The sequence below is a fragment of the Achromobacter spanius genome (genome assembly GCF_002812705.1).
In the GTDB taxonomy this organism is placed as follows: Bacteria; Pseudomonadota; Gammaproteobacteria; order Burkholderiales; family Burkholderiaceae_B; genus Achromobacter; species Achromobacter spanius.
Genome location: NZ_CP025030.1, coordinates 517774 through 544701, shown reverse-complemented (window position 1 = coordinate 544701; position 26928 = coordinate 517774). Strand labels below are relative to the sequence as shown.

At 64.0% G+C, this 26928-nt stretch carries 22 protein-coding genes; 21 read left to right on the top strand and 1 reads right to left on the bottom strand.

The window, feature by feature from the left end; translation table 11 throughout:
• The first annotated feature begins 6 nt into the window (after positions 1 to 6).
• From rsmH to lpxC, 14 genes are all read left to right on the top strand, one after another.
• The gene (gene rsmH, locus CVS48_RS02505; protein ID WP_100853119.1) at positions 7 to 1104 is read left to right on the top strand and encodes a 16S rRNA (cytosine(1402)-N(4))-methyltransferase RsmH; all 1098 of its coding nucleotides are present in this window, start codon (positions 7 to 9) and stop codon (positions 1102 to 1104) included.
• On the top strand, positions 1104 to 1418 hold the full coding sequence (gene ftsL, locus CVS48_RS02500; protein WP_100853118.1) for a cell division protein FtsL: 315 nt from the start codon (positions 1104 to 1106) through the stop codon (positions 1416 to 1418). The genes rsmH and ftsL overlap by 1 nt, the downstream gene beginning before the upstream one ends.
• A complete protein-coding gene (locus CVS48_RS02495) occupies positions 1415 to 3145 on the top strand; it encodes a peptidoglycan D,D-transpeptidase FtsI family protein (protein WP_100853117.1) in 1731 nt (576 codons plus the stop codon). The genes ftsL and CVS48_RS02495 overlap by 4 nt, the downstream gene beginning before the upstream one ends.
• Positions 3142 to 6000: a bifunctional UDP-N-acetylmuramoyl-L-alanyl-D-glutamate--2,6-diaminopimelate ligase MurE/UDP-N-acetylmuramoyl-tripeptide--D-alanyl-D-alanine ligase MurF gene (gene murF / locus CVS48_RS02490; protein WP_100853116.1), complete on the top strand. Its 2859-nt coding sequence runs from the start codon at positions 3142 to 3144 to the stop codon at positions 5998 to 6000. The genes CVS48_RS02495 and murF overlap by 4 nt, the downstream gene beginning before the upstream one ends.
• Positions 5990 to 7159, top strand: coding sequence for a phospho-N-acetylmuramoyl-pentapeptide-transferase (gene mraY, locus CVS48_RS02485; protein ID WP_100853115.1), 1170 nt, complete (start codon positions 5990 to 5992; stop codon positions 7157 to 7159). The genes murF and mraY overlap by 11 nt, the downstream gene beginning before the upstream one ends.
• Entirely contained in the window at positions 7156 to 8688 is a 1533-nt protein-coding gene (gene murD / locus CVS48_RS02480) for a UDP-N-acetylmuramoyl-L-alanine--D-glutamate ligase (RefSeq protein WP_100853114.1), read from the top strand. Before mraY ends, murD begins: the two co-directional genes overlap by 4 nt.
• Complete coding sequence (gene ftsW, locus CVS48_RS02475) at positions 8685 to 9878, top strand: putative lipid II flippase FtsW (protein WP_100853113.1); 1194 nt, start codon at positions 8685 to 8687, stop codon at positions 9876 to 9878. Before murD ends, ftsW begins: the two co-directional genes overlap by 4 nt.
• A complete protein-coding gene (murG, locus tag CVS48_RS02470; RefSeq protein ID WP_100853112.1) occupies positions 9875 to 10951 on the top strand; it encodes an undecaprenyldiphospho-muramoylpentapeptide beta-N-acetylglucosaminyltransferase in 1077 nt (358 codons plus the stop codon). The genes ftsW and murG overlap by 4 nt, the downstream gene beginning before the upstream one ends.
• Entirely contained in the window at positions 10948 to 12354 is a 1407-nt protein-coding gene (murC, locus tag CVS48_RS02465; protein ID WP_100853111.1) for a UDP-N-acetylmuramate--L-alanine ligase, read from the top strand. Before murG ends, murC begins: the two co-directional genes overlap by 4 nt.
• Positions 12351 to 13301 carry a D-alanine--D-alanine ligase gene (locus CVS48_RS02460; RefSeq protein ID WP_100853110.1) on the top strand — a complete coding sequence of 317 codons (951 nt, stop codon included), beginning with the start codon at positions 12351 to 12353 and terminating at the stop codon, positions 13299 to 13301. Before murC ends, CVS48_RS02460 begins: the two co-directional genes overlap by 4 nt.
• A gap of 12 nt (positions 13302 to 13313) precedes the next feature.
• The gene (locus CVS48_RS02455; RefSeq protein WP_100853109.1) at positions 13314 to 14138 is read left to right on the top strand and encodes a cell division protein FtsQ/DivIB; all 825 of its coding nucleotides are present in this window, start codon (positions 13314 to 13316) and stop codon (positions 14136 to 14138) included.
• Between the two features lie 4 nt (positions 14139 to 14142).
• Positions 14143 to 15369, top strand: a complete 1227-nt coding sequence (gene ftsA / locus CVS48_RS02450) for a cell division protein FtsA (protein ID WP_006217473.1) — start codon at positions 14143 to 14145, stop codon at positions 15367 to 15369.
• 192 nt (positions 15370 to 15561) lie between these two features.
• Positions 15562 to 16746, top strand: a complete 1185-nt coding sequence (gene ftsZ, locus CVS48_RS02445) for a cell division protein FtsZ (protein ID WP_050449963.1) — start codon at positions 15562 to 15564, stop codon at positions 16744 to 16746.
• A 238-nt stretch (positions 16747 to 16984) separates the two neighbouring features.
• The gene (gene lpxC, locus CVS48_RS02440; RefSeq protein WP_050449964.1) at positions 16985 to 17908 is read left to right on the top strand and encodes a UDP-3-O-acyl-N-acetylglucosamine deacetylase; all 924 of its coding nucleotides are present in this window, start codon (positions 16985 to 16987) and stop codon (positions 17906 to 17908) included.
• Positions 17909 to 18106: 198 nt separating this feature from the next.
• Here the strand turns inward: lpxC and CVS48_RS02435 are convergent, their stop codons facing one another.
• Positions 18107 to 18514, bottom strand: a complete 408-nt coding sequence (locus CVS48_RS02435) for a DciA family protein (protein WP_100853108.1) — start codon at positions 18512 to 18514, stop codon at positions 18107 to 18109.
• Positions 18515 to 18641: 127 nt separating this feature from the next.
• Here CVS48_RS02435 and CVS48_RS02430 point away from each other — a divergent pair, with 127 nt between their 5' ends.
• From CVS48_RS02430 to CVS48_RS02405, 7 genes are all read left to right on the top strand, one after another.
• On the top strand, positions 18642 to 19628 hold the full coding sequence (locus CVS48_RS02430) for a M23 family metallopeptidase (RefSeq protein WP_100857477.1): 987 nt from the start codon (positions 18642 to 18644) through the stop codon (positions 19626 to 19628).
• Between the two features lie 176 nt (positions 19629 to 19804).
• Positions 19805 to 22540, top strand: a complete 2736-nt coding sequence (gene secA, locus CVS48_RS02425) for a preprotein translocase subunit SecA (RefSeq protein ID WP_100853107.1) — start codon at positions 19805 to 19807, stop codon at positions 22538 to 22540.
• Between the two features lie 15 nt (positions 22541 to 22555).
• Positions 22556 to 23284: a VOC family protein gene (locus tag CVS48_RS02420; RefSeq protein WP_100853106.1), complete on the top strand. Its 729-nt coding sequence runs from the start codon at positions 22556 to 22558 to the stop codon at positions 23282 to 23284.
• Between the two features lie 389 nt (positions 23285 to 23673).
• On the top strand, positions 23674 to 24807 hold the full coding sequence (locus CVS48_RS02415) for an IS481 family transposase (RefSeq protein ID WP_100853105.1): 1134 nt from the start codon (positions 23674 to 23676) through the stop codon (positions 24805 to 24807).
• Between the two features lie 112 nt (positions 24808 to 24919).
• Positions 24920 to 25072, top strand: a complete 153-nt coding sequence (locus tag CVS48_RS29140) for a hypothetical protein (RefSeq protein WP_157814445.1) — start codon at positions 24920 to 24922, stop codon at positions 25070 to 25072.
• An 89-nt stretch (positions 25073 to 25161) separates the two neighbouring features.
• Positions 25162 to 25917 carry a GntR family transcriptional regulator gene (locus CVS48_RS02410; RefSeq protein ID WP_100853104.1) on the top strand — a complete coding sequence of 252 codons (756 nt, stop codon included), beginning with the start codon at positions 25162 to 25164 and terminating at the stop codon, positions 25915 to 25917.
• Entirely contained in the window at positions 25914 to 26900 is a 987-nt protein-coding gene (locus CVS48_RS02405; protein WP_100853103.1) for a tripartite tricarboxylate transporter substrate binding protein, read from the top strand. The genes CVS48_RS02410 and CVS48_RS02405 overlap by 4 nt, the downstream gene beginning before the upstream one ends.
• The last annotated feature ends 28 nt before the right edge of the window (positions 26901 to 26928 follow it).

Below are 26928 nucleotides of genomic sequence, written 5' to 3'. Positions count from 1 at the left end.
AATTTTATGGAATTCGAACATCGGCCCGTTCTGCTGGAGCCGACGGTGGACGCACTATTGCTGCCTGATTTTGGCGGTAAAGGCGCGGCACGGTCGCCCTCCCAGATCGAGCCGGATACGGCTACGCGGGCGGAACGCGGCGTGTTTGTCGACGGCACATTCGGCCGCGGCGGGCATAGTCGCGAACTGCTTGGGCGCTTGGGCAAGTCCGCGCGGCTGGTCGTGTTCGACAAGGACCCCGAGGCGATCGCGGTAGCCAATGCGTTGGCGGCAGCTGACTCGCGGGTCACGGTGGTGCATGGGGGCTTTGCCACCATGGCGGAAGAATTACAGCAGCTTGGTATCGACAAGGTCGATGGCGTGATGCTGGATCTGGGCGTTTCGTCGCCTCAGATCGATGACGCCGAGCGCGGTTTTTCGTTCATGCGAGACGGCCCGCTCGATATGCGGATGGACACCACTCGTGGTCCCACGGTGGCGGAATGGCTGGCGCAAGCCAGTGTGGATGAGATGCGGGAGGTCATAGCGGATTATGGCGAAGAACGGTTTGCTTTTCAGGTTGCAAAGGCGATTGCTGCTCGCCGCGCAACACGGCCGCTGTGCACCACGCTCGAGCTTGCCGAGTGCGTCGCCAGCGCCGTCCGCACGCGCGAAAAGGGGCAGCATCCGGCCACACGCACCTTTCAAGCTTTACGGATTTACATCAATCGGGAACTCGAAGAGCTCGCGCGCACCCTCGCGGCAGCTCTAGACCTGCTTGCTCCGGGGGGGAGGTTGGCGGTGATCAGTTTTCATTCGCTTGAAGACCGCATGGTCAAACAGTGCATCGTGGCGGCGGCTCGGCCAGCCGCCGCGCATGCACGCTTGCCCCTGCGCGAAAGTGAAATGCCCCAACCCGTCCTGCGGTCGCTGGGCCGTGTTCTGGCCGAAGACGACGAAGTCTCGGCCAATGCGCGCGCCCGGTCCGCCGTCTTGCGCGTTGCCGAACGTACGCAGACGCCGCTGCCTCCCGAGGGCGGCTTCGCATTTGTGAAGATCGGTTCGCTGCCCGGCAGCGATCTGGCTCCGCCGCCTCGCCGCGGCGGCAAAGGGGGGCGGCGCTGATGGGGCGTGTCAACCTGATCGTTGCGGCTTTACTGATGCTGTCGGCCATTTCCCTGGTCACCAGCCGGTATCAGTCGCGCCTGCTCTTTGTTGAGCTGGGACGTGATCAGGCACAGGCACGCGACCTGGAAACCAATTGGCGCCGGCTTCAATTGGAACGCGCCGAACTCGCCCGCAATGCGCGGGTGGATGCCATCGCCCGTGATGGCCTGAAGATGATTTCCATCGTTCCGGACCGCACGCTGTATGTGAATCAAGCGCCCGCCGCCGCCGCCGCCGCCGCTGCCGCTGCCGCTGCCGGGGGCGGGCAATGAAGCGCGTTCCCTTCTTCGATAACCCCGTGTTGCGCGGGCAGTTGCCCACATGGCGCGCGCGCCTGGTGCTGATTCTGCTGTTCGGCGGATTCGCGGTGCTGGCGGGGCGCGCTCTGTTCCTGCAGGGTTTGTCGACGGAGTTCCTGCAACAGCAGGGCGAACGCCGCTATGAACGCACATTGACCCTTGCCGCCACGCGGGGCAAGATCCTGGACCGCAACGGCGCCGTGCTGGCGTCCAGCGTGCCCGCGCGAGCCATCTGGGCCATTCCAGAAGACGCCAAGCAAGGCACGCCCGCGCAGATGGACGCCCTGGCAAAGCTGCTGGACACGCCCGTGGCCGACCTGCGCCGTCGCTTGGTGGACGAAGACAAGAACTTCGTCTACTTGAAGCGCCAGGTCTCGATGGACGTGGCGGACAAGATCAAGCATCTGAACATGCCCGGCGTGCACCAGCAGCCTGAAACCCGTCGCTACTACCCGGATGGCGACGTGATGGCCCATGTGGTCGGCTTCAACAACGTTGAAGACCAGGGCCAGGAAGGCGTCGAACTCACGTTCAACCAGCAATTGCAAGGCCGCCCGGGCAGCCGTCGCGTCATCAAGGACCGGTTGGGGCGCGTGATTGAAGACGTGCAGGCCGTGACCTTGCCGGTAGACGGCCGGGACCTGCGCCTGTCCATCGATACCCGTCTGCAGTACCTGGTGTTCAAGGAATTGAAGGACGCCATGGACAAGCACCAGGCCAAGGGCGCCACGGCTGTGATCGTGGACGTGCATACCGGCGAAATCCTGGCGCTGGCAAGCGTGCCTACCTTTGATCCGAACAATCGCGAGACCTTCCACGGCGCAAAGCTGCGCAACCAGGCCATCACCGACACCTTCGAACCCGGCTCGATCATGAAGCCGTTCACGGCGGCGCTGGCCTTGGACCTGGGCCGCATCACCACGTCCACGCTGTTCGAAACCGGCAATGGCCGCTTCAGCTACCAAGGCAGCACGATCAGCGACGTCAGCCGCAACGGCACGCTGGACGTGGCGGGCGTGTTGCGCAAGTCCAGCAACATTGGCATGACGATGATTTCCGAGAAGCTGGAATCCCGCGAGATGTGGGATCGCTTCACTGAATTGGGCCTGGGTCAGGCGCCTCAGGTGGGATTCCCCGGCGCCGCGCCGGGCCGTCTGCGTCCCTGGGACCGTTGGCGCCTGATCGAAAAGGCCACGATGGCCTATGGTTATGGCCTGTCTGTGTCGCTGTTGCAAGTGGCGCGCGCCTATACCGTTTTCGCCCGTGATGGCGACATGGTGTCGCTGACGCTGGTCAAGCGCGACAGCGACCCCACCAGCGTCAAGATCTACACGCCAAAAACCACCGCGATGGTGCGCGCCATGCTGGAAGCCGCAGCCGGCCCCGAGGGCACGAAGGCCGCCCAGGTGCAGGGCTACCGCGTGGCGGGCAAGAGCGGCACCGCGCGCAAGATTGTTGACGGCAAGTACAGCATGCAACGCTACCGGAGCTCGTACGTGGGCTTCGCACCGGTGTCGGATCCGAAGATCGTCGTGGCCGTGTCCATCGACGAACCGACCGTTGGCGGCTACTACGGCGGCGCCATTGCGGCGCCCGTGTTCTCCCACCTGGTCGGGGGAAGCCTGAGATTGATGGGGGTGCGGCCGGACGCGCCCTTCGAATCCACGATTGTTGCTGGTCTCAAGGAGCCAGGCAGATGAGCGCCAACGGCTTCCTCTTTCCCCCAGCCGCCACGGTTGCAGAGACCGTGGCGTGGTTGCATGCGCACGTCTCGTTGACGGCGCATCTGAAGCTGGACTCGCGCGATATCGAGCCGGGCGACGTGTTTGTTGCCTGCCCCGGCCTGTCCAGCGACGGACGTCTCTATATAGATAAGGCTTTGGCGCTGGGCGCCAGCGCCGTGCTGTTCGAAGCACCTGCCAGCGACGCCATGCTGGCCACTGCGGCCGGCACGCCGATGCTGCCGGTAAACGGCTTGCGCGCGTTGCTGGGCGAGCTGGCCGACACCTGGTACGGCCGGCCTTCGGCCGCGCTGGCGGTGGTGGCGGTAACGGGAACCAACGGCAAGACCTCGTCGGTGCAATGGATTGCGCATGCGCTGAGCCGCAACGACAAGCCTTGCGGCACCATCGGCACCTTGGGCGCCGTATTGCCCGACGGCAGCACCTTGGGCGGTGACCTGACCACGCCCGATGTGCTGACTGTGCACCGCACACTGGCCGCGATGCGCGACGCTGGAGCGCAAGCTGTTGCCATGGAAGCCTCGTCGATCGGTATCGAACAAGGTCGGTTGGACGGCGTGCGCGTGGCCTTGGCTGCCTTCACGAACCTGACCCGCGACCATCTTGACTATCACGGCACGATGGAGCGCTATGAGGCCGCCAAGGCGCGCCTGTTCAAGTGGCCCGGCCTGACCGCCGCCGTCGTCAATGCCGACGACGAAGCCGGCCGCCGCTTGATCGCAGACTTGCCCGCGGGCATGGCCGCCATGGGCTACAGCCTGAGCGATTCGCCCGAGATTCCCGCCGCGATGCGTGCGCGAGACCTTCAGGCTACGGCGCAAGGCCAGATATTTACGCTGGTGTCCCCGCATGGCGAGGCCCAGATCGTGACGCGCCTGTTGGGGGCGCATAACGTGTCGAACCTGTTGCTGGTGGCAGGCGTCCTGTACAAGCTGGGCCTGCCGTTCGCGCAGATCGCGCGTGAGCTGGCCGCGACGGATCCGGTTGACGGCCGTTTGCAAACGGTGGAAGCCGTGCCCGTTACTACCCAGGCTTCCGCTGGCCGGGGAACATTGGTGGTGGTGGATTACGCACACACGCCGGATGCGTTGGCACGCGCGTTGACCGCGTTGCGCGCCGTGGCGGTTGCGCGGTCGGGCCGCTTGATCTGCCTGTTCGGTTGCGGCGGTGAACGCGACCCCGGCAAGCGCCCTGAGATGGGCCGCATCGCTGCGGAACTGGCCGACCACGTCGTGGTGTCCAGCGACAACCCACGTACCGAATCGCCCGAGGCGATTGTCGACCAGATCCTGGCCGGCATCCCCGAAGCCGCGCATGCCGACGTTCAAGTCGACCGCGCACGCGCCATCATGCAGACGATCTGGTCGGCGTCACCTGAAGACGTCGTGCTGCTGGCGGGCAAGGGGCACGAAACCTATCAAGACATCGCGGGTGAAAAGCTGCCCTTCGATGACCGCGAGTGGGCGCGCCTGGCGCTGCTGCTGCCGCAGGTCAAAGGCGTGTCGACGGACACGCGGCGCATAGGCTCTGGCGAATTGTTCGTGGCGCTGGTCGGTGAGAACTTCGACGCGCACAACTATCTGGACCAGGCCGAAGGCCGTGGCGCGTGCGCGGCGGTTGTGGCGCATGCCGTGCCTGATGCCAAGCTGCCGCAACTGGTGCTGGGCGATACCCGCATTGCGCTGATGCGCATTGGCGCGGCGTGGCGCGCGCAGTTCACCTTGCCCGTGGTGGCGGTGACCGGCAGCAACGGCAAGACGACCACCAAGGAAATGATCTCGGCCATGCTGGCCGAATGGCAGGGCGAATCGGGCCGTTTGGCCACCGCCGGCAATTTGAACAACGACATCGGCGTGCCGTTGACCCTGCTGCGTTTGCGCGCCGAACATCGCGCCGCGGTGTTTGAGCTGGGCATGAACCATCCGGGCGAAATCGCCCAGTTGGCTGCCATGGCGGCGCCCACGGTTGCGTTGGTGACCAATGCGCAACGCGAGCATCAGGAATTCATGCACACCGTGGAAGCGGTGGCGCACGAGAACGGCGCGGCCATCGCGGCGCTACCGGACGACGGCGTTGCCGTGTACCCCGGCGACGAGCCGTATTCGGAAATATGGGACGCGCTGGCCCAACCGCGCCGCGTGCTGCGCTTTGGCTTGCAGCCGGGGCTGGACGTCTACGCCGAACACATTCTTGCCGACGTCGGCTCGACGCGCTGCCGCGTCGTGACGCCGGTGGGTGTGACGGACCTGGTTCTGCCGGTGCCCGGCCTGCACAATTTGCGCAATGCGCTGGCCGCCATCGCCAGCGCCATCGCCGCGGGCGTGCCGCTGGACAGCGCCGTGCGCGCGCTGGCTGGCTTTGCTCCGGTGGCGGGACGCATGCAGCACAAGCAAATGAGCGACGGAACGCTGCTCATCGACGACACCTACAATGCCAACCCCGATTCGGTTCGCGTTGCCATCGACGTGCTGGCGCGTATCGGAGGCACGCGTGTCCTGGTGTTGGGCGACATGGGCGAGATCGGGGACAACGGCCCCGCCTTGCATGCCGAGGTGGGCAACTATGCGCGCGAGCAAGGGCTTGACGCGCTTATCACGCTAGGCGAAGCCAGCCGGGCGGCCGCGGCCGCTTACGGTCCTGGCGCGCACGCCTGCGTATCGGTAGACGAAGTGGTGGCCGCCTTGCGCGGCTTGCGCCCGTCCAGCGTATTGATAAAGGGATCGCGCTTTATGCGCATGGAGCGGGTAGTGACGGCTTTTTCCACGAACGACGAACAGACGGCCAAGGCGCAGGGAGAGCAGCATGCTGCTTGAACTGGCCCGTCTGCTTTCCGATGATGTGCGCGCCTTGGGCGTGTTTGAATACATCACCTTGCGCGCCGTGCTGGCGTGCGCGACGGCGTTGCTGATCGGCCTGGTGGCCGGTCCGCGTGTGATTCGCAAGTTGACCGAAATGAAGATTGGCCAGGCCGTGCGCGCCTATGGCCCGGAAACGCATCTGGTCAAGACCGGCACCCCCACTATGGGCGGCGTGCTGATCCTGATTTCCATCGCCATCAGCACCTTGCTGTGGGCCGACTGGACCAACCGCTTTGTGTGGGTGGTGCTGCTGGTGACGTTCGGCTTCGGCTGGATCGGCTGGATGGACGATTACCGCAAGGTGGTCTATCGCGACCCTGAAGGCATGCCCGCGCGGCAGAAATTCTTTTTGCAGGCCACTATCGGCATGATCGCCGCGGTGTACTTGGCGTTTGCCGTATCGGCGCCCGCCAACACCGATCTTTGGCCGCTGTTCAAGGCCTGGGTGGGAAGCGGCTTCACGATGTCGCTGCCGACGCGCGCCGACCTGATCGTGCCGTTCTTCAAGTCGGTGAGCTATCCGCTGGGCGTGCTGGGATTCGTGGCGCTGACGTGGGCCGTGATTGTCGGCACCAGCAATGCCGTGAACCTGACCGACGGCCTGGACGGCCTGGCCATCATGCCCACCGTGATGGTGGGCAGCGCGTTGGGCATCTTCGCCTACGTGGTTGGCCGCGTGGACTATTCGAAGTACCTGTTGTTTCCGTATATTCCCGGCGCGTCCGAACTCATGGTGCTATGCGCGGCGATAGGGGGCGCGGGACTCGCGTTTTTATGGTTCAACGCGTATCCGGCCCAGGTGTTCATGGGCGACGTGGGCGCGCTTGCGCTGGGCGGCGCGCTGGGCACCATCGCCGTCATCGTGCGCCAGGAAATCGTGCTGTTCATCATGGGCGGTGTGTTCGTGGTCGAGACGCTCTCGGTGATGATCCAGGTGACGTGGTTCAAGTACACCAAGCGACGTTATGGAACAGGTAGACGCATATTCCGCATGGCCCCGTTGCATCATCACTTTGAAGTGGGCGGCTGGAAGGAAACCCAGGTGGTCGTGCGTTTCTGGATCATCAGCATGATGCTGGTGCTGATTGGCCTCTCAACCCTGAAGTTGCGATGAATACGATGGAAACCTCCCGCGCTGACGCGCCGCTTGTCCTGATCCTCGGATTGGGCGAGACGGGTGTCGCCGCCGCACGCTGGTGCGCCCGCCTGGGCGCCCGCTTGCGCGTGGCCGACACACGCGCCGAACCGGGTGGGCTGGCCGCGCTGCGCGACGCGCTGGCGCAAAGCGAAGTGGAATACCGCCTGGGCTGCGATGCGTCGTTCGACGTGGCGCTGCTGGATGGCGTGACGCAAGTGGTGCTGAGCCCCGGCCTGGCGCCCACGCAAGCGCCTGCCGCCGACTTGCTGCGCGAGGCCGAGGCCCGTGGCATCGAAGTGGTGGGCGAGATCGAATTGTTTGCTCGCGCGCTGGCCGATCTGGCCGAAAGGCGCGAATATCGTCCGCGCCTGCTGACGGTGACGGGCACTAACGGCAAGACGACCGTGACCGCGTTGACGCGCGACCTGATCGACGCCAGTGGCCTGTCGGTCGTGGCCGCCGGCAACATCAGCCCGGCCGCATTGACGGCGCTGATGGACGCGCTGGACAACGACACGCTGCCGCAGGTGTGGGTGCTGGAACTGTCCAGCTTCCAACTGGAAACGACGCACTCGTTGATGGCTGACGCGGCCATCGTGCTGAACGTGACCCAAGACCATCTGGACTGGCATGGCGGCATGGACGCCTACGCGGCGGCCAAGGCGCGCATCTTGTCGATGGCGCGCATCGCCATCGTCAACCGCGACGACCCGCTTACGGTGGCCATGGTCAAGACCGTGAACGCCTTGAATGTGCGCAGCTTCGGCCGCGACATGCCCGAGCTGGTCGGCGACATGGGGCTGGAATTGGGCCAGGGCGTGGCCTGGCTGGTCGCCTGCGAACCCATCGATTTCGACGAACCCGCGCCGCCCACGCGCCGCAAGAAAGACGCGCCCGAGCCGGTGCGCGCCAACGGCCGCATGAGCCGCCTGATGCCCGTGGATGCGTTGCGCATCCGCGGTATTCATAACGCCCTGAACGCCTTGGCCGCCTTGCAGTTGGCGCGTTGCCTGGACCTGGGCTGGGGCGCCATGTTGCGCACGCTGCGCGAATACGCCGGCGAGCCGCACCGCGCGGCGTTTGTGCGCCAGATTGGCGGGGTCGACTACATCAATGACAGCAAGGGCACCAATGTGGGCGCCACGGTGGCCGCGCTGGAAGGCCTGGGCCAGCCCGTGGTGCTGATCGCGGGCGGACAGGGCAAGGGCCAGGATTTCTCGCCGCTGATTCCGGTGGTGTCGCGCCATGCGCGCGCCGTCATGCTGATCGGCGTGGATGCGCCCGAGATCGCGCGTGTGCTGGCGCCCACTGGCGTCAACTGCATCACCGTTGATTCGCTGCATGCCGCCGTGCGCGGCGCGGCTGACCTGGCGCAACCCGGTGACGCCGTGCTGCTGTCGCCGGCCTGCGCCAGCCTGGACATGTTCCGCAACTATCCGCATCGTGGCCGAGTGTTCGTGGAAGAGGTCGAAGACCTGGCCCGCGACCGGGGAGAGGTGGCATGAGCCTGATCGCCGATCTCACCGCCAGCGTCAATGCCGTACGGCCCGGCCGTACCAAGATGCGCAACTTCGATCTGCCGCTGGTCATCGCGGCGTCGACGCTGTTGCTGCTGGGCTTGCTGATGGTGTATTCGGCGTCGATCGCGCTGGCCGATGGCCCGCGCTACGCCTCTTACGGGCGCTATTACTTCGTGATCCGCCATGGCCTGTTCGTCAGTGCCGGCCTGCTTGCGGGCGCGGTGGTGCTGGCCATTCCGATCCGCGTCTGGCAGCGCATGGCGGTGCCGCTGTTCATGGTGGCGATAGTCTTGCTGGTGGCGGTCTTGATTCCCGGCATCGGCCGCGAAGTCAACGGCGCCCACCGCTGGATTCCGCTGGGCCCGCTGAACTTCCAGCCTTCCGAATTGATGAAGCTGGCGGCCTTGCTGTACGCCGCCGATTACACCGTGCGCAAGCAGGAACACATGCAGGCCTTTGCCCGCGGCTTTCTGCCGATGGCGTTCGCGCTGGCCGGCGTGGGCATGCTGCTGCTGTTGGAGCCCGACCTGGGCGCCTTCATGGTGATCGTTGCCATCGCCATTGGCATCCTGTTCCTGGGTGGCATCAACGGCAAGTACTTCAGCAGCCTGCTGGGCGTGCTGGTCGGCACCTTCCTGACGCTGATCTGGCTGTCTCCCTGGCGCCGTGCGCGCTTGTTCGCGTACCTGGACCCCTGGAACGAAGACAACGCCTACGGCAGCGCCTATCAGTTGTCGCATTCGCTGATTGCGCTGGGCCGTGGCGAATGGCTGGGCGTGGGCCTGGGCGCCAGTGTCGAGAAACTGCATTACCTGCCCGAAGCGCATACCGACTTCCTGATGGCGGTGGTGGGTGAGGAACTGGGTTTTGCCGGCGTCATGCTGGTGATCACGCTGTTTGCCATCATCATCTATCGCGGCTTTGATATCGGCCGCCAGGCCATCGCCATGGAACGCACGTTTGCGGGCCTGGTGGCGCATGGGGTGGCCATGTGGTTTGGCGTGCAGTCGTTCATCAACATGGGCGTGTGTCTGGGCCTGTTGCCGACGAAGGGGCTGACCCTGCCGCTGATGAGCTATGGCGGATCGGGCGTGGTGATGAACCTGTGCGCGCTGGCCATGCTGATCCGGGTAGACGTGGAAAACCGCGTGATGATGCGTGGGGGGCGAGTATGACCGCGGCCCGCACCATCCTGATCATGGCCGGCGGCACCGGCGGGCACATCATGCCGGGCCTGGCCGTGGCTGACGTGCTGCGCGAGCGCGGCTGGCGCGTGTTGTGGCTGGGCAACCCGGACAAGATGGAAGGCAAGCTCGTGCCGCCGCGCGGTATTGAACTCGTGCCGCTGCGCTTCCAAGGCGTGCGCGGCAAGGGAATGTCCGCGCTGCTGAAGCTGCCGTTCCTGCTGCTGCGCGCGTTTGCACAAGCGTGGTCGCGTCTGGCGGATGTGCGTCCGGATGTGGTGCTGGGCATGGGCGGCTACGTCGCCTTCCCGGGGGGCGTGATCGCGGCCCTGCGTGGCACGCCGCTGGTGGTGCACGAACAGAATGCCGTGGCCGGCACCGCGAACAAGTGCCTGGCCAAGATGTCGCGCCGCGTGCTCAGCGGCTTTCCGGGCGTGCTGCCCAAGGGTGAAGCGCTGGGCAATCCCGTGCGTGCCGACCTGTGCGCGCTGCCCGATCCGGCCGTTCGCTACGCCAGCCGTTCCGGTCCGTTGCGCCTGCTTGTTGTGGGTGGCAGCCTGGGCGCGCAGGCACTGAACACGGTGGTTCCGCAGGCGTTGGCCCGCCTGCCGCAAGATCGTCGCCCGATGGTCGTCCATCAGGCCGGCGAACAACATCTGCCCGCGCTGCAGCAGGCCTACGCCGAAGCGGGCGTGCAGGCCGATTGCCGCGCGTTCATCGATGACATGGCGGGCGCCTTGGGCGATGCCGACCTGCTGATCTGCCGCGCGGGCGCCATGACGGTGTCCGAAGTGGCGGCAGCGGGCGTCGCCGCGCTGTTCGTGCCCTTGCCGCATGCCATCGATGACCACCAGACCGCCAACGCGCGCTTTTTGAGCGACGCAGAGGCCGCTTGGTTGCAGCCGCAGGCCGCCATGACGCCCGAGTGGCTGGCGGACTGGCTGGCCCAGCGTACCCGACAAGAACTCGAGGCCGTCGCCGTCCGGGCCCGCGCACATGCGCAGCCGGAAGCCGCGGTCCATATCGCCGATGTCTGCGAACAAGCAGCGGGGCGTTCATCATGAAACACAGAATTCAACATATCCATTTCGTAGGCATCGGCGGCTCTGGCATGAGCGGCATTGCCGAAGTGCTGCTCAACCTGGGCTACACGATCAGTGGTTCCGACCTGAACGAGTCGGCGGTGACGCGCCGTCTGACCGGTCTGGGTGCAAAGATCGCAATCGGCCACGTGGCCAGCAACGTCACGGGCGCGGCTGCCATCGTCACGTCCACGGCGGTGGCGGGCGACAACCCCGAAGTGATCGCCGCGCGGGCCGCGCGTATCCCCGTGGTGCCGCGCGCCGTCATGCTGGCGGAGCTGATGCGCTTGAAGCGCGGCATCGCGGTAGCCGGCACGCATGGCAAGACCACCACCACCAGCCTGGTGGCCAGCGTGCTTGCCGCTGGCGACCTGGACCCCACTTTCGTGATCGGCGGACGCTTGAACTCGGCCGGCGCCAACGCGCGCCTGGGGCAGGGCGACTACATCGTGGTCGAGGCCGACGAGTCCGATGCGTCGTTCCTGAATCTGTTGCCGGTGATGGCCATCGTGACCAACATCGATGCCGACCACATGGACACCTACGGGCACGACGTGGCGCGCCTGAAAAGCGCCTTCATCGAATTCACTCAACGCCTGCCGTTCTATGGCAGCGCGGTGCTGTGCTCGGATGACGCCAACGTGCGCGAGATCATGCCCTTCGTGTCGCGGCCGATCACCACCTATGGCCTGAACGAAGAGGCGCAGGTGCGAGCCTACGAAGTGCAGCCGTCCGGTACGCGCATGCGCTTCAACGTGCAGCGCACGCACCTCGACACGCTGCTGCCGCCCCTGCAAGTGGAATTGAACCTGCCCGGCCTGCACAACGTGCGCAACGCGCTGGCCGCGATTGCCGTTGCCACCGAGCTGGGCGTATCGGACGACGCCATCCGTGATTCGCTGGCCGCCTTCAAGGGTGTGGGCCGCCGTTTCACGCAGACCGGCGAATTCCCGGTGCCGGCCAGCCACGGCGGCGGCACCTTCACGGTGATCGACGACTACGGCCATCACCCCGTGGAGATGGCCGCCACGCTGGCCGCCGCGCGCGGCGCCTGGCCCGATCGCCGCATCGTGCTGGCCTTCCAGCCGCACCGCTACACGCGGACGCGCGATTGCTTTGAAGATTTTGTGCGGGTGCTGGGCACCGCCGATGCCGTGTTGCTGACCGAGGTCTACGCCGCTGGCGAGCCGCCGCTGGTGGCCGCCGACGGCCGCGCGCTGTCACGCGCGCTGCGGGTGGCCGGCAAGGTTGAGCCGGTGTTCGTTGAAGACGTGGCTGAACTGCCGCAGGCCGTGATCGACTTCGTGCGCAACGGCGACGTCGTCATCGTGATGGGAGCGGGTTCGATCAGCAAGGTCCCCGCCCAAGTAGGAGAACTGGCATGAGCACGCAATTCGGCAAAGTGGGTGTGTTGTATGGCGGACGCTCCGCCGAGCGCGAAGTGTCGCTGATGTCCGGCAAGGGCGTGCAGCAGGCGCTGGCCAGCGCCGGCGTGGACGCGCACCTGTTCGACACGGGCGAACGCAGCCTGGCCGAATTGGCCGCCGAAGGCTTCGACCGCGTCTTCATCGCGCTGCATGGCCGCTACGGCGAAGACGGCACGATTCAGGGCGCGTTGGAATTGCTGGGCATTCCGTACACCGGCAGCGGCCCGATGGCGTCCGCGCTGGCCATGGACAAGACCATGACCAAGCGCGTGTGGCTGCAAAACGGCCTGCCCACGCCCGAATTCGAAGTGCTGGACGCCGACACGGAGCTGCGTCTGGTGCCCGACCGCCTGAGCCTGCCGCTGATCATCAAGCCGCCGCATGAAGGTTCCACCGTCGGGATCACCAAGGTTGTGGGTTATTCCGACATGAAGGAAGCCTATGCCGCGGCCGCGCGCTTTGACAGCGAAGTACTGGCCGAACAGTTCATCACCGGCCGCGAGTTGACCGTGGCGGTGCTGGGCGCGGGCAAGGGGGCGCGCGCGCTGCCCGTGATCGAGATCGCCGCGCCCGGTGGCAACTACGACTACGAACACAAGTATTTCTCGGACGATACCCAGTATTTCTGCCCCGCGACGCTGCCGGACGGCGTTGCCGAAGAAGTGGCTGATATCGCCGTCAAGGCCTATGTGGCGCTGGGCTGCGAAGGCTGGGGCCGCGCCGATTTCATCCTCGACCGCGACAACCGGCCGTGGCTGCTTGAAATGAATACCTCGCCTGGCATGACCAGCCATTCGTTGGTGCCGATGGCCGCGAAGGCCGTGGGGATCAGCTATGCCGATCTGTGCGTGGCGATTTTGTCCGAAGCCTCGTGCAAAGTGCACAGCGCCTCGCGTAACGCTTGACCTGGATAATCCGTGTGGAACGACGCTCGCACTACCAACCTGATCGCCAACACGCTAGCCGTGCTGGCGGTTTGCGCCATGCTCATCGCGGGCGTGGTCTGGGTAGCGCAACGCCCGTTCTTCACGTTGACGGCGATCGAGCTGGAATCGATGCCGGACACCGAATTGCACTATGTGTCGCCGCAGGCGGTGCGCTCGGCGATCGCGGGCCGTTTCAAGGGCAACTTCTTCACGGTGGACCTGGACGACGCGCGCGAGATCTTCGAATCGGTGCCGTGGGTACGCCACGCCACCGTGCGCCGCATCTGGCCCAATGTGCTGCGTGTGCGGATCGAGGAACAGCAACCCCTGGCGCTGTGGAACGAGAACCAGATGATCAACACCTGGGGCGAAGCGTTCACGGCGAACACGGGCGAGGTGGACGACGAAACCGTGTTGCCGCAGTTCTCCGGGCCCGAGGGCACCGAGCCGCTGGTCGTGCAGCGCTATGCCGAGCTGGCGCGTTGGTTCGCGCCGCTGGACATGCATGTCAAACAGTTGGAGCTGAGCCCGCGCTATGCCTGGCGGGTGGTGTTGTCCAACGGCATGCTGCTGGACCTGGGCCGCGATCCGGGCGCCGATGCGCCGGACCCGCACGGCCTGCCCGGCGCCTTGCCGTTCGCGGCACGTATTCAACGCTTTGTGCAGGCGTGGCCCAGCGTAGCGGGGCGCCTGGAAGGGCGCACCATCACGCAGGCCGACCTGCGCTATCCGAATGGTTTCGCCCTGGCGCTGGCTCCGTTGCCCGCGTCGGAAACCAAATCCAAATCCACACCGAAACCTCCCAAGAAACGCTAACGCCATGACCCGTGACATCAAGGACCTTATCGTCGCCCTCGATATCGGCACCAGCAAGGTGGTGGCTGTGGTGGCTGAAATTTTGCCCGAAGGGCGATTCGAAGTGCTAGGCCTGGGCCAGCACGAATCGCGCGGCATGCGCAAGGGCGTGGTCGTCAATATCGAGACCACTGTGAATTCCATTCAGCGCGCGCTTGAAGAAGCCGAGCTGATGGCAGATTGCAAGATTCGCGACGTCTATACCGGCATTGCCGGCAGCCATATCCGCAGCTTCAATTCCAGCGGCATGGTCGCTGTGAAAGACAAAGAAGTCACCGCCACCGACGTTGCCCGCGTCATCGAGACCGCCAAGGCGGTGAACATCCCGACCGACCAGCAAGTGCTGCACGTGCTGACGCAGGAGTTCATCGTCGACGGCCAGGAAGACATCCGCGAGCCCATCGGCATGAGCGGCCTGCGCCTGGAAGTGCGCGTGCACATCGTGACGGGCGCGGTCAGCGCCGCGCAGAACATCGTCAAGTGCGTGCGCCGCTGCGGCCTGGAAGTGCAAGACCTGATCCTGCAACCGCTGGCCTCGAGCCTGGCCGTGCTGACGGCCGATGAAAAGGAACTGGGTGTCGTGCTGGTGGACATCGGCGGCGGCACGACCGATGTCGCCATCTTCACGGGCGGCGCGATCCGCCACACCGCGGTGCTGCCGATTGCCGGTGACCAGATCACCAACGACATCGCGGCCATGCTGCGCACGCCGACGCCGGACGCCGAAGAAATCAAGCTGCGCTACGGCGTGGCCAAGCAGGTGCTGGCCAGCCCGGACGAATCCGTGGAAGTGCCGGGCCTGGGTGATCGCGGTCCGCGCCAGGTCAAGCGCCAGGCGTTGGGCGCCGTGATCGAGCCGCGTGTCGAAGAACTGTTCACGCTGGTGCAGCAGGTGGTGCGCGATTCCGGCTACGAAGATCTGCTGGCGTCAGGCGTTGTGCTGACCGGCGGTTCCGCGCAGTTGCCCGGCATGATCGAACTGGCCGAGGACGTGTTCCTGAAGCCGGTTCGCGTGGCGGTGCCTGAGTACGAAGGAAGCTTGGCCGACGTGATGCGTAACCCGCGCTTCTCGACGGTGATGGGCTTGTTGCAGGAAGCACGGATGCAGCGGGTGCGCGGTCGCAAGGTCGCCGCTCAGACAGGCAATTTCAAGAGCCTGCTTGCGCGCATGAAGGAATGGTTCATGAATTAAAGAGGAAGGGGCAGGTTGGGGCCTGCTCCTTGGCACGCATCGCGGCGGTATTGCGGGGCGGGCCAGAACGGGGAGGCGTCTCAAACCCGTGGCGGGCCATAGCAGTCGGCATCGGCTTTGAGGCGATTCACAAAATATAGGTTGTTGGGGAATTTTTGTGATTTGCAAAATCGGACTTGTGAGGGAGTCATCATGATGAACTTTGAGATGCTTGAGAACAACACCAAAGGGACCGTAATCAAGGTCGTTGGTGTGGGCGGTGCGGGCGGCAATGCCGTCGCGCACATGATTCGCAGCGGCGTGCACGGCGTGGATTTCATCTGCGCCAACACCGATGCGCAAGCACTGGCGGCAACCAATGCCCCGGTGCAAATTCGTCTGGGCCGTACCGGCCTGGGTGCGGGCGCCAAGCCCGAGCAAGGACGTGCGTCGGCTGAAACCGCGCGCGAGGAGATCCGTGCTGCGCTGAACGGCGCTCACATGGTCTTCATCACCGCCGGTATGGGCGGTGGCACCGGCACCGGCGCGGGTCCGGTCGTGGCCGAAGTGGCGAAGGAACTGGGCATCCTGACCGTTGGCGTGGTCACCAAGCCTTTCACGTTTGAAGGCAACAAGCGCCTGAAGATGGCCGAGGACGGCATTGCCGAACTGGCCAAGCACGTGCATTCGCTCATCGTGGTGCTCAACGAGAACCTCTATGAATTGATGGACGAGGACGCGACGCAGGAAGACTGCTTCCGTTCGGCCGACGATATCCTGCACAACGCTTGCGCCGGTATCGCCGAAATCATCAACGTCGAAGGTAACGTCAACGTCGACTTCGAAGACGTCAAGACGATCATGGGCGAGCAGGGCCAGGCCATGATGGGCACGGCATCGGCATCGGGCGCGGACCGCGCGCGTGTCGCCGCCGAGCACGCCATTGCTTGCCCGCTGCTGGAAGGCGTGGACTTGAACGGCGCGCGTGGCGTGCTGGTCAACATCACCGCCAGCCGCACGCTGAAGATGCGCGAAACGCGCGAAATCATGGAAACGATCCGCAGCTACGCTTCGGACGACGCGACCGTGATCTTCGGTACCGCCTACGACGAGTCCATGGGTGAAAACCTGCGCGTGACTGTGGTTGCAACCGGCCTGGGCCGTGCGCAGTCGCGTCCGCAATTGGTGCAAAACACCGCTGAGGTGCTGCGCACCGGTACCGACAACATGCCCATGGGCACGATGCCGGCCGGTCAAGGCGGCGATTACCGCAATCTGGACATGCCGTCTGTCATGCGCAATCCGCGCAGCCAGGCGTCGGCTCAAGTGCGTGCTCTGGAAAGCTCGGGAATGGATCATTTCGACATCCCGGCGTTCTTGCGCAAGCAGGCAGATTGAACGAAAGAGCCGATTACAGGCTCTAATCGCACTCCCTCATCTCCGGCTCGCTTGTCCCCGCGGGCGAGCCGGAGGCGGAGCGGTCCGTGTTTCCCTTGCACGGTTCTTTAAGGGACGGAAGTATCGGTCGGTCCGGGTTGCTTGATGGCGCCAAGGATCGGACAGCGTTACAATACGTCAGTTACGCCGGCAATCTGTACTCTTCGTGCCGGCTTCCTGGCTCTAATACCCAAGCACCATGTTCCGACAGCGCAGCATTCAGAATCTAGTCCGCACGACAGGCGTCGGCGTCCACTCCGGACGGCGGGTAGAACTTACTCTGCGTCCGGCACAGCCCAATACGGGCATTGTTTTCCACCGCGTGGACCTGCCTGAAGTCGTGGACCTGCCTGCTCAGGCCACTGGCGTGGGCGATACGCGCATGGCGTCGGTCCTGCAACAGGGTAACGTCCGCGTTTCCACGGTAGAGCACCTGATGTCGGCATTGGCCGGCCTGGGTATCGACAACCTGCATATCGACCTCACTGCCGAAGAAGTCCCCATCATGGACGGCAGTGCGGCAACCTTTGTTTATCTGTTGCGCTCGGCGGGCATCGTTGAGCAGAACGCGCCCAAGCAGTTCATCCGCGTCAAGAAAACCGTGGAAGTGCGCGAGGGCGAAGGCCGCAACGAGAAATGGGCCCGGCTGGAACCGCACGAGGGCTACGCGCTGGCCTTCTCGATTGACTTCCGCCATCCCGCCATTGATTCCACCGCCAATTTCGCCGAGATTGATTTCGCGACGCACTCGTATGTGCGCGAAATTGCCCGCGCGCGAACCTTCGGGTTCGTGAATGAAGTGGAAGCGCTGCGCTCGATGGGCCTGGCCCGTGGCGGCAGTCTGGACAACGCCATCGTCATGGACGAATACCGTGTGCTGAACAGCGACGGGCTGCGCTATGACGACGAATTCGTGAAGCACAAGATCCTGGACGCCATTGGCGACCTGTATCTGCTGGGCAAACCGCTGGTGGCGCGCTATGTGGCGTGCAAGTCGGGCCACGGCCTGAACAACCAATTGGCCCGCGCGCTGCTTGCTCAGCAAGACGCCTGGGAAATGGTCACCTATGAATCGCAGGCAGAAGCGCCGCAGGCCTTCCGCCACGAATGGAAGCTGGCATAACGCCCGGTTCCTGATCGGGCCTGAACCGGGGAAGTGTCCCCGGTATCCACATCAGGTCCCTGCTTAAAGGATGGCGCTGGCTACCCTCCGTTAGCGAAAAAATCCCCATCCGGTTGCAAACCATCGGATCTAAACCCCCGAGAACTTGGTTTCGCTTCGTTTCCAGGCGCCCGTGGCGCCGGACAGGGCCGGATGGCTTCAGCTACTCTTGTGACGCTTCAAGAGTTTGGCGACTGCGTCTGCCAACGGGCCGGGACGCAGCTTGTCGTGCAGCGATTCGAATGCGCCCAGGGCCTTGTCGCCCAGGGGTTGCGCCTCTTTGGGAGGGCGCGCCTGACGGGCGCCGGGCTTCGGTAAACCCGCTTGTACCTTGACGGCGATTTCGTTAAGGTTCCAGCCTTGATCGGCCAGGGCGCGCGCCACGCGCGGCGCCAATTGACGCATCTTGGCTGCATGTGCGGCGCTGGGCACCACCAGATGCAGGCACTGGTTTTCCAGCTTGCCGACCTGGCACACAGCACCTAGCGGGGCGGGCAGAACCGCCGCCACCGCATACTGAATTTGCAAGTGCTTGCGGGCAGTCGCCAACACACCGGCGCCCCGCATGTCATGACCCAGCCATCCCAGGGCGGTATTTTCTTTCCGCCGGCTGGAACTGGAACGTTGACGGTATGAAGTGGGTCTATTCATCCCGGCTCTATAGAATTAGGAAGCAATCTTGAAAATCGTGATTATGCACGCCCGGGACGGGCGGGACGGGCATTTCACCCTGGGCGGTGCGCGGCTGGCGTTGTTGCTTGGGGCGGCGCTGATGACCGCGGCCATCTTTGGCGCCGCCATTCAGCGATACCTTACTCCGATCCTGCCGGCCGTACATGCCGTGGGTTGGCCGTTGGCGCAGCAGCCTGGCCGTGACACCGATTTCCTGCGGGGAAACATGAACCTGCTGGCCGCCAAGGTGGGGGCGCTGCAGGCAAAGCTGGTCAGCATCGATGGCCTTGGCCAGCGCGTGGCCAAGGTGGCGGGTGTGGCGTATACCGACCCCGAATTGGCCAAGCAATTGGCCGTGGCGCAGCCCGAGGCGCTGACGCAGCCTGAAGCCACCCACGTCATGGATGACCTGTTTACCGACCACCCGCCGCCCAGCGCGGCATCGGCCGAGGCACTGGGGCGCCAACTGGACGAAATCCAGGCGCGCCTGGCGCAGCAGTCCGACAATCTGAAGCTGCTTGATGCTGCCCTGACCAAGCGGTCCGCGGATCAGGCGCGCATGCCGACCGCCATGCCGATCACGGATTACCCGTATCTGAGTTCGTCCTACGGCTGGCGCCGCAACCCGGTCACGGGGCGCACCGCCATGCATGAAGGGCTGGATTTCGCGGCCCCGTCCGGCACGCCGATCCTTGCCGCCTCGGGCGGCGTCGTGCTCGAAGCCAAGTTCCTGCCGGGCTTCGGCAATATGGTCGAAATCGACCATGGCGATGGCTTGATTACCCGCTACGCCCATGCTTCGTCCTTGATGGTGAAGCAGGGCGAGCTTGTAGAGCGTGGCCAGCAAGTGGCCCGCGTGGGCAGTTCGGGCCGTTCCACCGGACCCCATCTGCACTTTGAAGTGCGCCTTGCCGGGCAACCGCTCGACCCCCGTTTGTTCCTGGGAACGCCACAGAATGCGCCGCCTGCCATGGCGCAAGCCGCGGGGACTGAACCTGTGGTGCGCTGACCGGTCAAACCGCTCAACATCAGTACTCTGGCAATAGGTCCAGGCTATTACGCGCCAGGTGCGTTAAACTGGTTCGTTTCCCAGCGGACCCCCGCTCAACCAATAACATCAAAGTCACGGGAGGCGCTGCCCTTGCCTTTTGCAGGCGCGGCGTGGCTCGTGCGGCCGACATACGCATGGTTTCTCTGCTCAAAAAACTCATAGGTAGCCGCAACGACCGGCTGCTTAAGCAGTATCGCAAGCTGGTAACCCAGATCAATGGGCTGGAGCCCAAGATTTCCGCGCTTTCCGATGCGGAGCTGGCGGCCAAGACTGACGAATTCCGATCTCGATACGCGCAGGGCACGTCGCTGGACGACCTGCTGCCGGAAGCCTTCGCCGTTGTGCGCGAAGCGGGCAAGCGCGTGTTCGGGATGCGGCACTTCGACTCTCAGTTGTTGGGCGGCATCGCGCTGCACAACGGCAAGATTGCCGAAATGCGCACGGGGGAAGGCAAGACGCTGATGGCGACCTTGCCCGTTTACCTGAACGCATGCGCCGGCAAGGGCGTGCACGTTGTTACGGTGAACGACTATCTGGCCCGCCGCGACGCGGAATGGATGGGGCGCCTGTACCACTTCCTGGGCATGACCACGGGCGTGGTGGTGCCGCAGCAGCCTAACGAAGAGAAGAAGGCCGCCTACGCCGCCGACATCACTTACGGCACGAATAACGAATTCGGTTTCGACTACCTGCGCGACAACATGGAATTCCGTGTTGAGGACCGCCGCCAGCGCGTGCTGTTCTACGCCATCGTCGACGAAGTGGACTCGATCCTGATCGACGAAGCCCGTACGCCGCTGATCATTTCCGGCCAGGCCGAAGATCACACCGAGCTCTACATCCGCATGAACGCGGTGCCGCCGCTGCTGACGCGCATGGCCACCGAACCCAAGCCGCAGGAGCCGGAACCCGAAGGTGATTACTGGGTCGACGAAAAAAGCCAGCAGGTTTACCTGTCGGAAGCCGGCCATGAAAACGCCGAGGCCATCCTGGCCCGCCTGGGCATCCTGCCGGAAGGCGAATCGCTGTACGACCCCCGCCACATTGCGTTGATGCACCACCTGATGGTGGCTCTGCGCGCCAACAACCTGTTCTTCCGCGACCAGCAATACGTGGTCCAGGATGGCGAGGTGGTGATCGTCGACGAATTCACGGGCCGCCTGATGGTGGGCCGCCGTTGGTCCGATGGCTTGCACCAGGCCGTCGAAGCCAAGGAAGGCGTGAAGATCCAGCACGAAAACCAGACGCTGGCATCCATCACGTTCCAGAACTACTTCCGCATGTACGAAAAGCTATCCGGCATGACCGGCACGGCCGATACGGAAGCGTACGAGTTCCAGGAAATCTACGGGCTTGAAACGGTCATCATCCCGACCAACAAGCCGATGATCCGCAAGGACCAGAACGATCAGGTCTTCAAGACCGATCCGGAAAAGTACAACGCGATCCTCGAAGACATCCGCGACTGCCACGAGCGTGGCCAGCCGGTGCTGGTGGGTACGACCAGCATCGAAAACTCCGAGCTGCTGTCGGGCCTCCTGAAAAAGGCCAAGCTGCCGCACGAAGTGCTGAACGCCAAGCAGCACGCCCGCGAAGCCGAGATCGTGGCCGAAGCCGGCAAGCCGGGTCACATCACGATCGCCACCAACATGGCCGGTCGTGGTACCGACATCGTGCTGGGCGGCAGTGTGGACAAGCAGGTTGATCTGATCCGCGCCGACGAATCGCTGTCGGAAGCTGAAAAGACCGCGCGCATCGAAAAGATCCGCGCTGAATGGAAGCCGCTGAACGAGCAGGTCAAGGCAGCGGGCGGCCTGCGCATCATCGGCACCGAGCGCCACGAATCGCGCCGTATCGACAACCAGTTGCGCGGCCGTGCCGGTCGCCAGGGTGACCCGGGTTCGTCCCGTTTCTACCTGTCGCTGGAAGATTCGCTGATGCGCATCTTCGCGGGCGACCGCGTGCGCGCCATCATGGAACGCCTGAAGCTGCCCGAGGGCGAGCCGATCGAGGCGGGCATGGTCACGCGCTCGATCGAAACCGCGCAACGCAAGGTGGAAGGCCGCAACTTCGACATCCGCAAGCAATTGCTGGAATACGACGACGTGGCCAACGACCAGCGCAAGGTGCTGTATTCGCAGCGCAATGACGTGCTGGAAGCCGCAAGCGTGGGCGACACGGTGAATAGCCTGCGCGACGCTGCCGTGGTCGAAATGTTCAACACCTATGTGCCGCCGGAATCGGTGGAAGAGCAATGGGACGTGCCGGGCCTGCAAAGGGCTCTGGAATCGGACTGGAACCTGCACCTTCCGCTGACCGAAATGTTGGACAAGGAAACCAGCCTGACCGACGAAGACCTGCGTGAGCGCGTGGTGACGGCTGCTCGCGATGCCTACCAGGCCAAGGTTGACCAGGTTGGGGCCGAATCGTGGTCGCAGTTTGAACGTTCGATCATGTTGCAGTCGATCGACACGCATTGGCGCGAACACCTGTCGTCGCTGGATTACCTGCGCCAGGGCATCCATTTGCGCGGTTATGCGCAGAAGAATCCCAAGCAGGAATACAAGCGCGAAGCCTTCGAACTGTTCTCGGGCATGCTGGATCGCATTCGCGACGACGTGGTGCGCGTGTTGATGACGGTGCGTGTGCAGTCGTCGGAGCAAGTCGAACAGGCCGAAGCCGAAGCCGCGCAACCGCACGTGCAAAACGTGCAGTACCACCACTCCGATTACGACGAAGCGCTGGCCAAGACGGAATCGGAAGAGGGCGAGCAACCCGTGCGCAATGCCTTGCCCAAGGTCGGACGCAACGATCCGTGCCCGTGCGGCAGTGGCAAGAAGTACAAGCAGTGCCACGGCAAACTGGTCTGATCAGGGGATAACGCCATGCTGCATTCTGTCGGCCGCACCGAGTTCGACCACGCCGTCGTGATGGTGCGCGACCGGCTGGATGCCCTGGCCCCGCATTTCGAGCGCCAGGGGTTTCACCTGAGCGACAAGGCGGTGCATAACCTGGGTTCATGCAATCGCCTGATCGTGCTGGAAGGCACGTATGTCGAGCTGCTGGGATGGCCCACGGGCGCCCCACCGGCCCGCAAGGAAATCGCTGATTCGCCGTTTGGGTTGGAAGCGCTGGTGTTTCGCACGTATGACGCCGACGCTACCTACGAACGCCTGAAGGCGGCCGGGTTTGCGGTGAACCCGGTGCAGGAACTGACGCGCCCGGCGATGCTGGACGGTCAGGAAGTGCAGGCCCGATTCCACACCGTGCGCTTTGCCGAGCAGCCTTTGCCCGGCATCCGCATGTATTTCTGCCGTCATCTGACACCCGAGTGTGTCTGGTCGCCGGACCTGATGGCGCATCCCAATGGCGCACGCAGCCTGATGCGCATTGATGCACGCGCGGCCGATGCCCGAGCCGTGGCCGAGCGCCTGGCGTTGGTGGCGGACGTCACGGCTGAAGCTGTCGATGGCGGTTGGGACGTGCCCTTGGCCAACCTGCGCATCCACGTGCACACTGACCCGGCAGCGTCAGCCCCCACGCTGTCCACGCTGACCCTGGAAAACCGCGACGGCGCCCACTACACCCTGGACACAGGGACACCCGCGCCCTAGACGCCAGGACGTAGGATGGGTGCAGCGCGCGAAACTGGCCGCTAGAACCCCGACATAACAACGCGCGAAACCCATCAAGCAACGGTTGAATTTTTGGCTGGATCAGCCATACCGCAATCGCTGCTTGATGGGTTTCGCGCGTTTGATATTGGTTTCTTTTTCAGAAATCCTTCGCGCTGCACCCATCCTACGATTGCACCGGCCGTGGCAATAGCAATGAACGGCACCGGCAACGGCCACTGGCGCGTAGGATGGGTGGAGCGCGCGAATCTCGCCGCTAGAACCCCGACATAACAACGCGTGTATGGCCCGGGGACATGGGTAACGGGTGTTCGGGGACATAGGTAACACTTCTAGCATCACGGTATGGTCGTTTTTAGGAGCGAGCGATGCCGTGGAAGGAGTCAAGCCTTATGTCCTGCCGAATGGAGTTCGTTCAGCTTGCCCTGCAACCGGGCAGCAATGTGCGGGAGCTTTGCCGGCGTTTCGATATCAGCGCCAAGACCGCATACAAGTGGTTGGGCCGCTACGAGCAGAACGGCCAGGCTGGGTTGCAAGATCTGTCTCGCAGGCCAGGCAATAGTCCTGGGCGCACGTGTGAGCAAATCGAAGCGCAGGTGATCGACCTGCACAAGCGTTACCCGTACTGGGGGCCTCGCAAGTTGCGGGCGCTGCTTGGGCCGACTACGGCGCCCGCGCCCAGTACCATCTCGGCAATTTTGCGACGACATGGCTATCGGGTCCAAGGCGAGGACTCGAACGTCGGGCTGGCGAACCAGCGCTTTGAGCATGAGGCGCCAAACCTGTTGTGGCAGATGGACTTCAAGGGGCACTTTGCCCTGACCGACGCGCGTCAGGGACGGTGCCATCCGCTGACGCTATTGGACGATCACTCACGCTACGCCCTGTGCATCCAGGCTTGTGGCGATGAGCGCAGCAAAACTGTGCAGCAGCACCTGAAGGCCGTATTTCGCCGTTACGGATTGCCCGAACGGATCACCGCGGACAACGGCCCATCCTGGGCATCGGTGCGCGGCCTGGGGCTGACAGGCCTGGAGGTTTGGCTCATGCGGCTGGGCGTGCGTATCAGCCACAGTCGCCCTCGCCACCCGCAAACCCAAGGCAAGCTAGAACGCCTGCATCGAACGCTCAAGCGCGAGTTGATCCAGGCCCGGGGGTTTAGCAGTCTGCTGGACTGCCAGCAAGCCATGGATCAGTGGCGTGAACAGTACAACCACGTCCGGCCCCACCAGGCGTTGGGGCAGATGCCGCCCCTGTCGAGATATCGACCTAGCCCTCGTCGCTATCCTGCCTCGTTGCCCCCGATCGAATACGAGCCGGGCGATCGAGTGCTCAAGGTCAGGACCAAAGGGCAGATCATTGTGAACGGACGCGTCGTCTTCGTCGGAGAGGGAATGGCGGGTCTGCCTGTCGCGGTCAGACCCTCCTCGCAAGACGGCGTGCTTGATGTCGTCTTCCTGTACAAAATTGTTCAACAGATCGACCTCAGAGCACGCCAATAGGATAAAAACCTATGTGTTACCCATGTCCCCGAACATGTGTCACCCATGTCCCCGGTCCATACAAACGCGCGAAACCCATCAAGCAACGGTTGAATTTTTGGCTGGATCAGCCATGACGCAATCGCTGCCTGATGGGTTTCGCGCGTTTGATATTGGTTTCTTTATTAGAAATCCTTCGCGCTGCACCCATCCTACGATGGCAACGGCCCGTCGCCGTGGCAACGGCATGGGGATGTTGGTCATCATCGGCCACGGCCATTCGTGATCGGGGCAAACCCTGCTTGCGTCGCAAAGTGTATGCACTTTAGTATGCACTTTCTACCCGCTGATCAGCCCCACTCAAATCGACCAGCCATGACGCAGCCCCCTTCAGCGATTCGCCCTGCCGCCCGCACGTCTGCCGGGCAGGCCGAGCTGTATGGCGCGGTCAAGGCGATGGCGGTGCGGTTTGATTTCAAGCCGGGTGAGCGCATCAACGAAGTGGATCTGGCGCGGCGCTTGAATGTCAGCCGGACGCCGCTGCGCGAAGTGCTGAACCAATTGATGGTCGAAGGTTTCCTGACTCGCTCCGTGAACCGCGGCTTCATTGCCCGGCTGTTGGACGCCAAGCAGATCCACAGTTTGTACGAGTACCGGACGGTGCTCGAGGCGGGCATCGTGCGGGCCGCCTGCGAGCGCGCCAGCGACGAAGAATTGGCCGAACTGCGCCAGTTCGTGGAACGGTCCCGCGATGTGCCGGAAGACAGCGACGCGACGCGCCTTCTGGAACTGGACGAAGCCTTTCACCTGCATCTGGCGCGCCTGTCTCGCAATGAAGAATTCGTGCGCGCGCTGGAAAGCGTGAATGCCCGCATTCATTTCGTGCGCTGGATCGACATGCAGCAGGGCCGACGCAGCCATACGCAGGGCGAGCATCTGCGTATCGTCCAGACCTTGGAACAGCGCGATCTGGACGCCTTGTCCGCGCTGATCAGCGCACACATCGGACGCCGCCTGGACCAGATCACCGACGTGATCCGTACGGGGTTTTCAACGATTTACATGCGGGACCAGGCCGAACCCGCCACGGTAGCGCCGGCCAACACCACAACAGCAGGGGAAAAACAATGACTCACACGATGAAGCGGATTTTGGCGGGCCTATGCACGCTGGCAGCCGCGGGGGGCGCTTTTGTCGCCGCGCCCGCCGCCGCCGAGGAACGGCCGTTGGTGCTGGTGGTGCCGTACCCGCCGGGCGGCAGCACCGACATCCTGGCGCGCATTCTGCAACCGCGTCTGTCGCAGCAACTGGGCGGACGCACGGTGATCGTGGAAAACCGCCCCGGTGCGGCCAGCCAGATCGCCACCGCGCATGTGGCGCGCGCCGAGCCCGATGGCAGCACGCTCTTGGTCAGCTTTGACAACCATGGCATCAACCCCGCCGTGAAGCCCAAGCTGCCTTACGACACCTTCAAAGACTTTGTCGCCATTTCGCAGACCGTGCGCTTTCCGCTGGTCATTGGCGCCAACCCCAGCGTGCCGGGGGATAACCTGAAAGCGTTCCTGGCGGCCGCCGCGAAAGAATCGGCCAACAAATTCAACTACGCCTCGACCGGGGTCGGTTCGCTGAACCACCTGGCGCCCGAAGAGCTCAAGCGCTTGTCGAAAGTCGAGCTGCTGCACGTGCCGTATGGCGGCGGCGGGCCGGCCATCCAGGCGGTGGTGGGCGGGCAGGCCAATATGACGTGGCTGAGTTTCGCGGCGCTGCGCGGCCAGATCCAGGCCGGCAAGATCAAGCCGCTGGCGGTGGCGGGTGAAAAGCGCTTGCCCGAACTGCCCAACGTGCCGACGGTGGAAGAGTCGGGCTTCCCTGGCTTTGTTGCCTACTCGTGGAGCGGCATGTTCGCCCCCAAGGGCACGCCTGAGGCCACGGTGAAAAAGCTGACGGCCGATTTCAAGGCCGTGCTGGCGGACCCGGAAATCAAGAAGAAGATCACTGAAGCGGGCTTCGAGATCGTGGCCTCGGACGGCCCCGCGCTGGATGCCTACGTGAAATCGGAATACGACCGGTGGAGCGCCTTCATCAAGAAGAACAACATCAATCTGGATAACTGAGCGACGGGTGGCCGGGTGGCGCGCCGCC

Coding starts and splice junctions, on each gene's coding strand:
- murG (WP_100853112.1), top strand. CDS start 9,875: ATGACCGCGGCCCGCACCATCCTGATCATGGCCGGCGGCACCGGCGGG.
- CVS48_RS02405 (WP_100853103.1), top strand. CDS start 25,914: ATGACTCACACGATGAAGCGGATTTTGGCGGGCCTATGCACGCTGGCA.
- CVS48_RS02435 (WP_100853108.1), bottom strand. CDS start 18,514: ATGCGGGGCGCCGGTGTGTTGGCGACTGCCCGCAAGCACTTGCAAATT.
- murC (WP_100853111.1), top strand. CDS start 10,948: ATGAAACACAGAATTCAACATATCCATTTCGTAGGCATCGGCGGCTCT.
- CVS48_RS02460 (WP_100853110.1), top strand. CDS start 12,351: ATGAGCACGCAATTCGGCAAAGTGGGTGTGTTGTATGGCGGACGCTCC.
- lpxC (WP_050449964.1), top strand. CDS start 16,985: ATGTTCCGACAGCGCAGCATTCAGAATCTAGTCCGCACGACAGGCGTC.
- CVS48_RS02410 (WP_100853104.1), top strand. CDS start 25,162: ATGACGCAGCCCCCTTCAGCGATTCGCCCTGCCGCCCGCACGTCTGCC.
- CVS48_RS29140 (WP_157814445.1), top strand. CDS start 24,920: ATGACGCAATCGCTGCCTGATGGGTTTCGCGCGTTTGATATTGGTTTC.
- CVS48_RS02420 (WP_100853106.1), top strand. CDS start 22,556: ATGCTGCATTCTGTCGGCCGCACCGAGTTCGACCACGCCGTCGTGATG.
- secA (WP_100853107.1), top strand. CDS start 19,805: ATGGTTTCTCTGCTCAAAAAACTCATAGGTAGCCGCAACGACCGGCTG.
- CVS48_RS02495 (WP_100853117.1), top strand. CDS start 1,415: ATGAAGCGCGTTCCCTTCTTCGATAACCCCGTGTTGCGCGGGCAGTTG.
- CVS48_RS02415 (WP_100853105.1), top strand. CDS start 23,674: ATGCCGTGGAAGGAGTCAAGCCTTATGTCCTGCCGAATGGAGTTCGTT.
- murF (WP_100853116.1), top strand. CDS start 3,142: ATGAGCGCCAACGGCTTCCTCTTTCCCCCAGCCGCCACGGTTGCAGAG.
- CVS48_RS02430 (WP_100857477.1), top strand. CDS start 18,642: ATGCACGCCCGGGACGGGCGGGACGGGCATTTCACCCTGGGCGGTGCG.
- ftsZ (WP_050449963.1), top strand. CDS start 15,562: ATGATGAACTTTGAGATGCTTGAGAACAACACCAAAGGGACCGTAATC.
- rsmH (WP_100853119.1), top strand. CDS start 7: ATGGAATTCGAACATCGGCCCGTTCTGCTGGAGCCGACGGTGGACGCA.
- ftsL (WP_100853118.1), top strand. CDS start 1,104: ATGGGGCGTGTCAACCTGATCGTTGCGGCTTTACTGATGCTGTCGGCC.
- mraY (WP_100853115.1), top strand. CDS start 5,990: ATGCTGCTTGAACTGGCCCGTCTGCTTTCCGATGATGTGCGCGCCTTG.
- ftsW (WP_100853113.1), top strand. CDS start 8,685: ATGAGCCTGATCGCCGATCTCACCGCCAGCGTCAATGCCGTACGGCCC.
- murD (WP_100853114.1), top strand. CDS start 7,156: ATGAATACGATGGAAACCTCCCGCGCTGACGCGCCGCTTGTCCTGATC.
- ftsA (WP_006217473.1), top strand. CDS start 14,143: ATGACCCGTGACATCAAGGACCTTATCGTCGCCCTCGATATCGGCACC.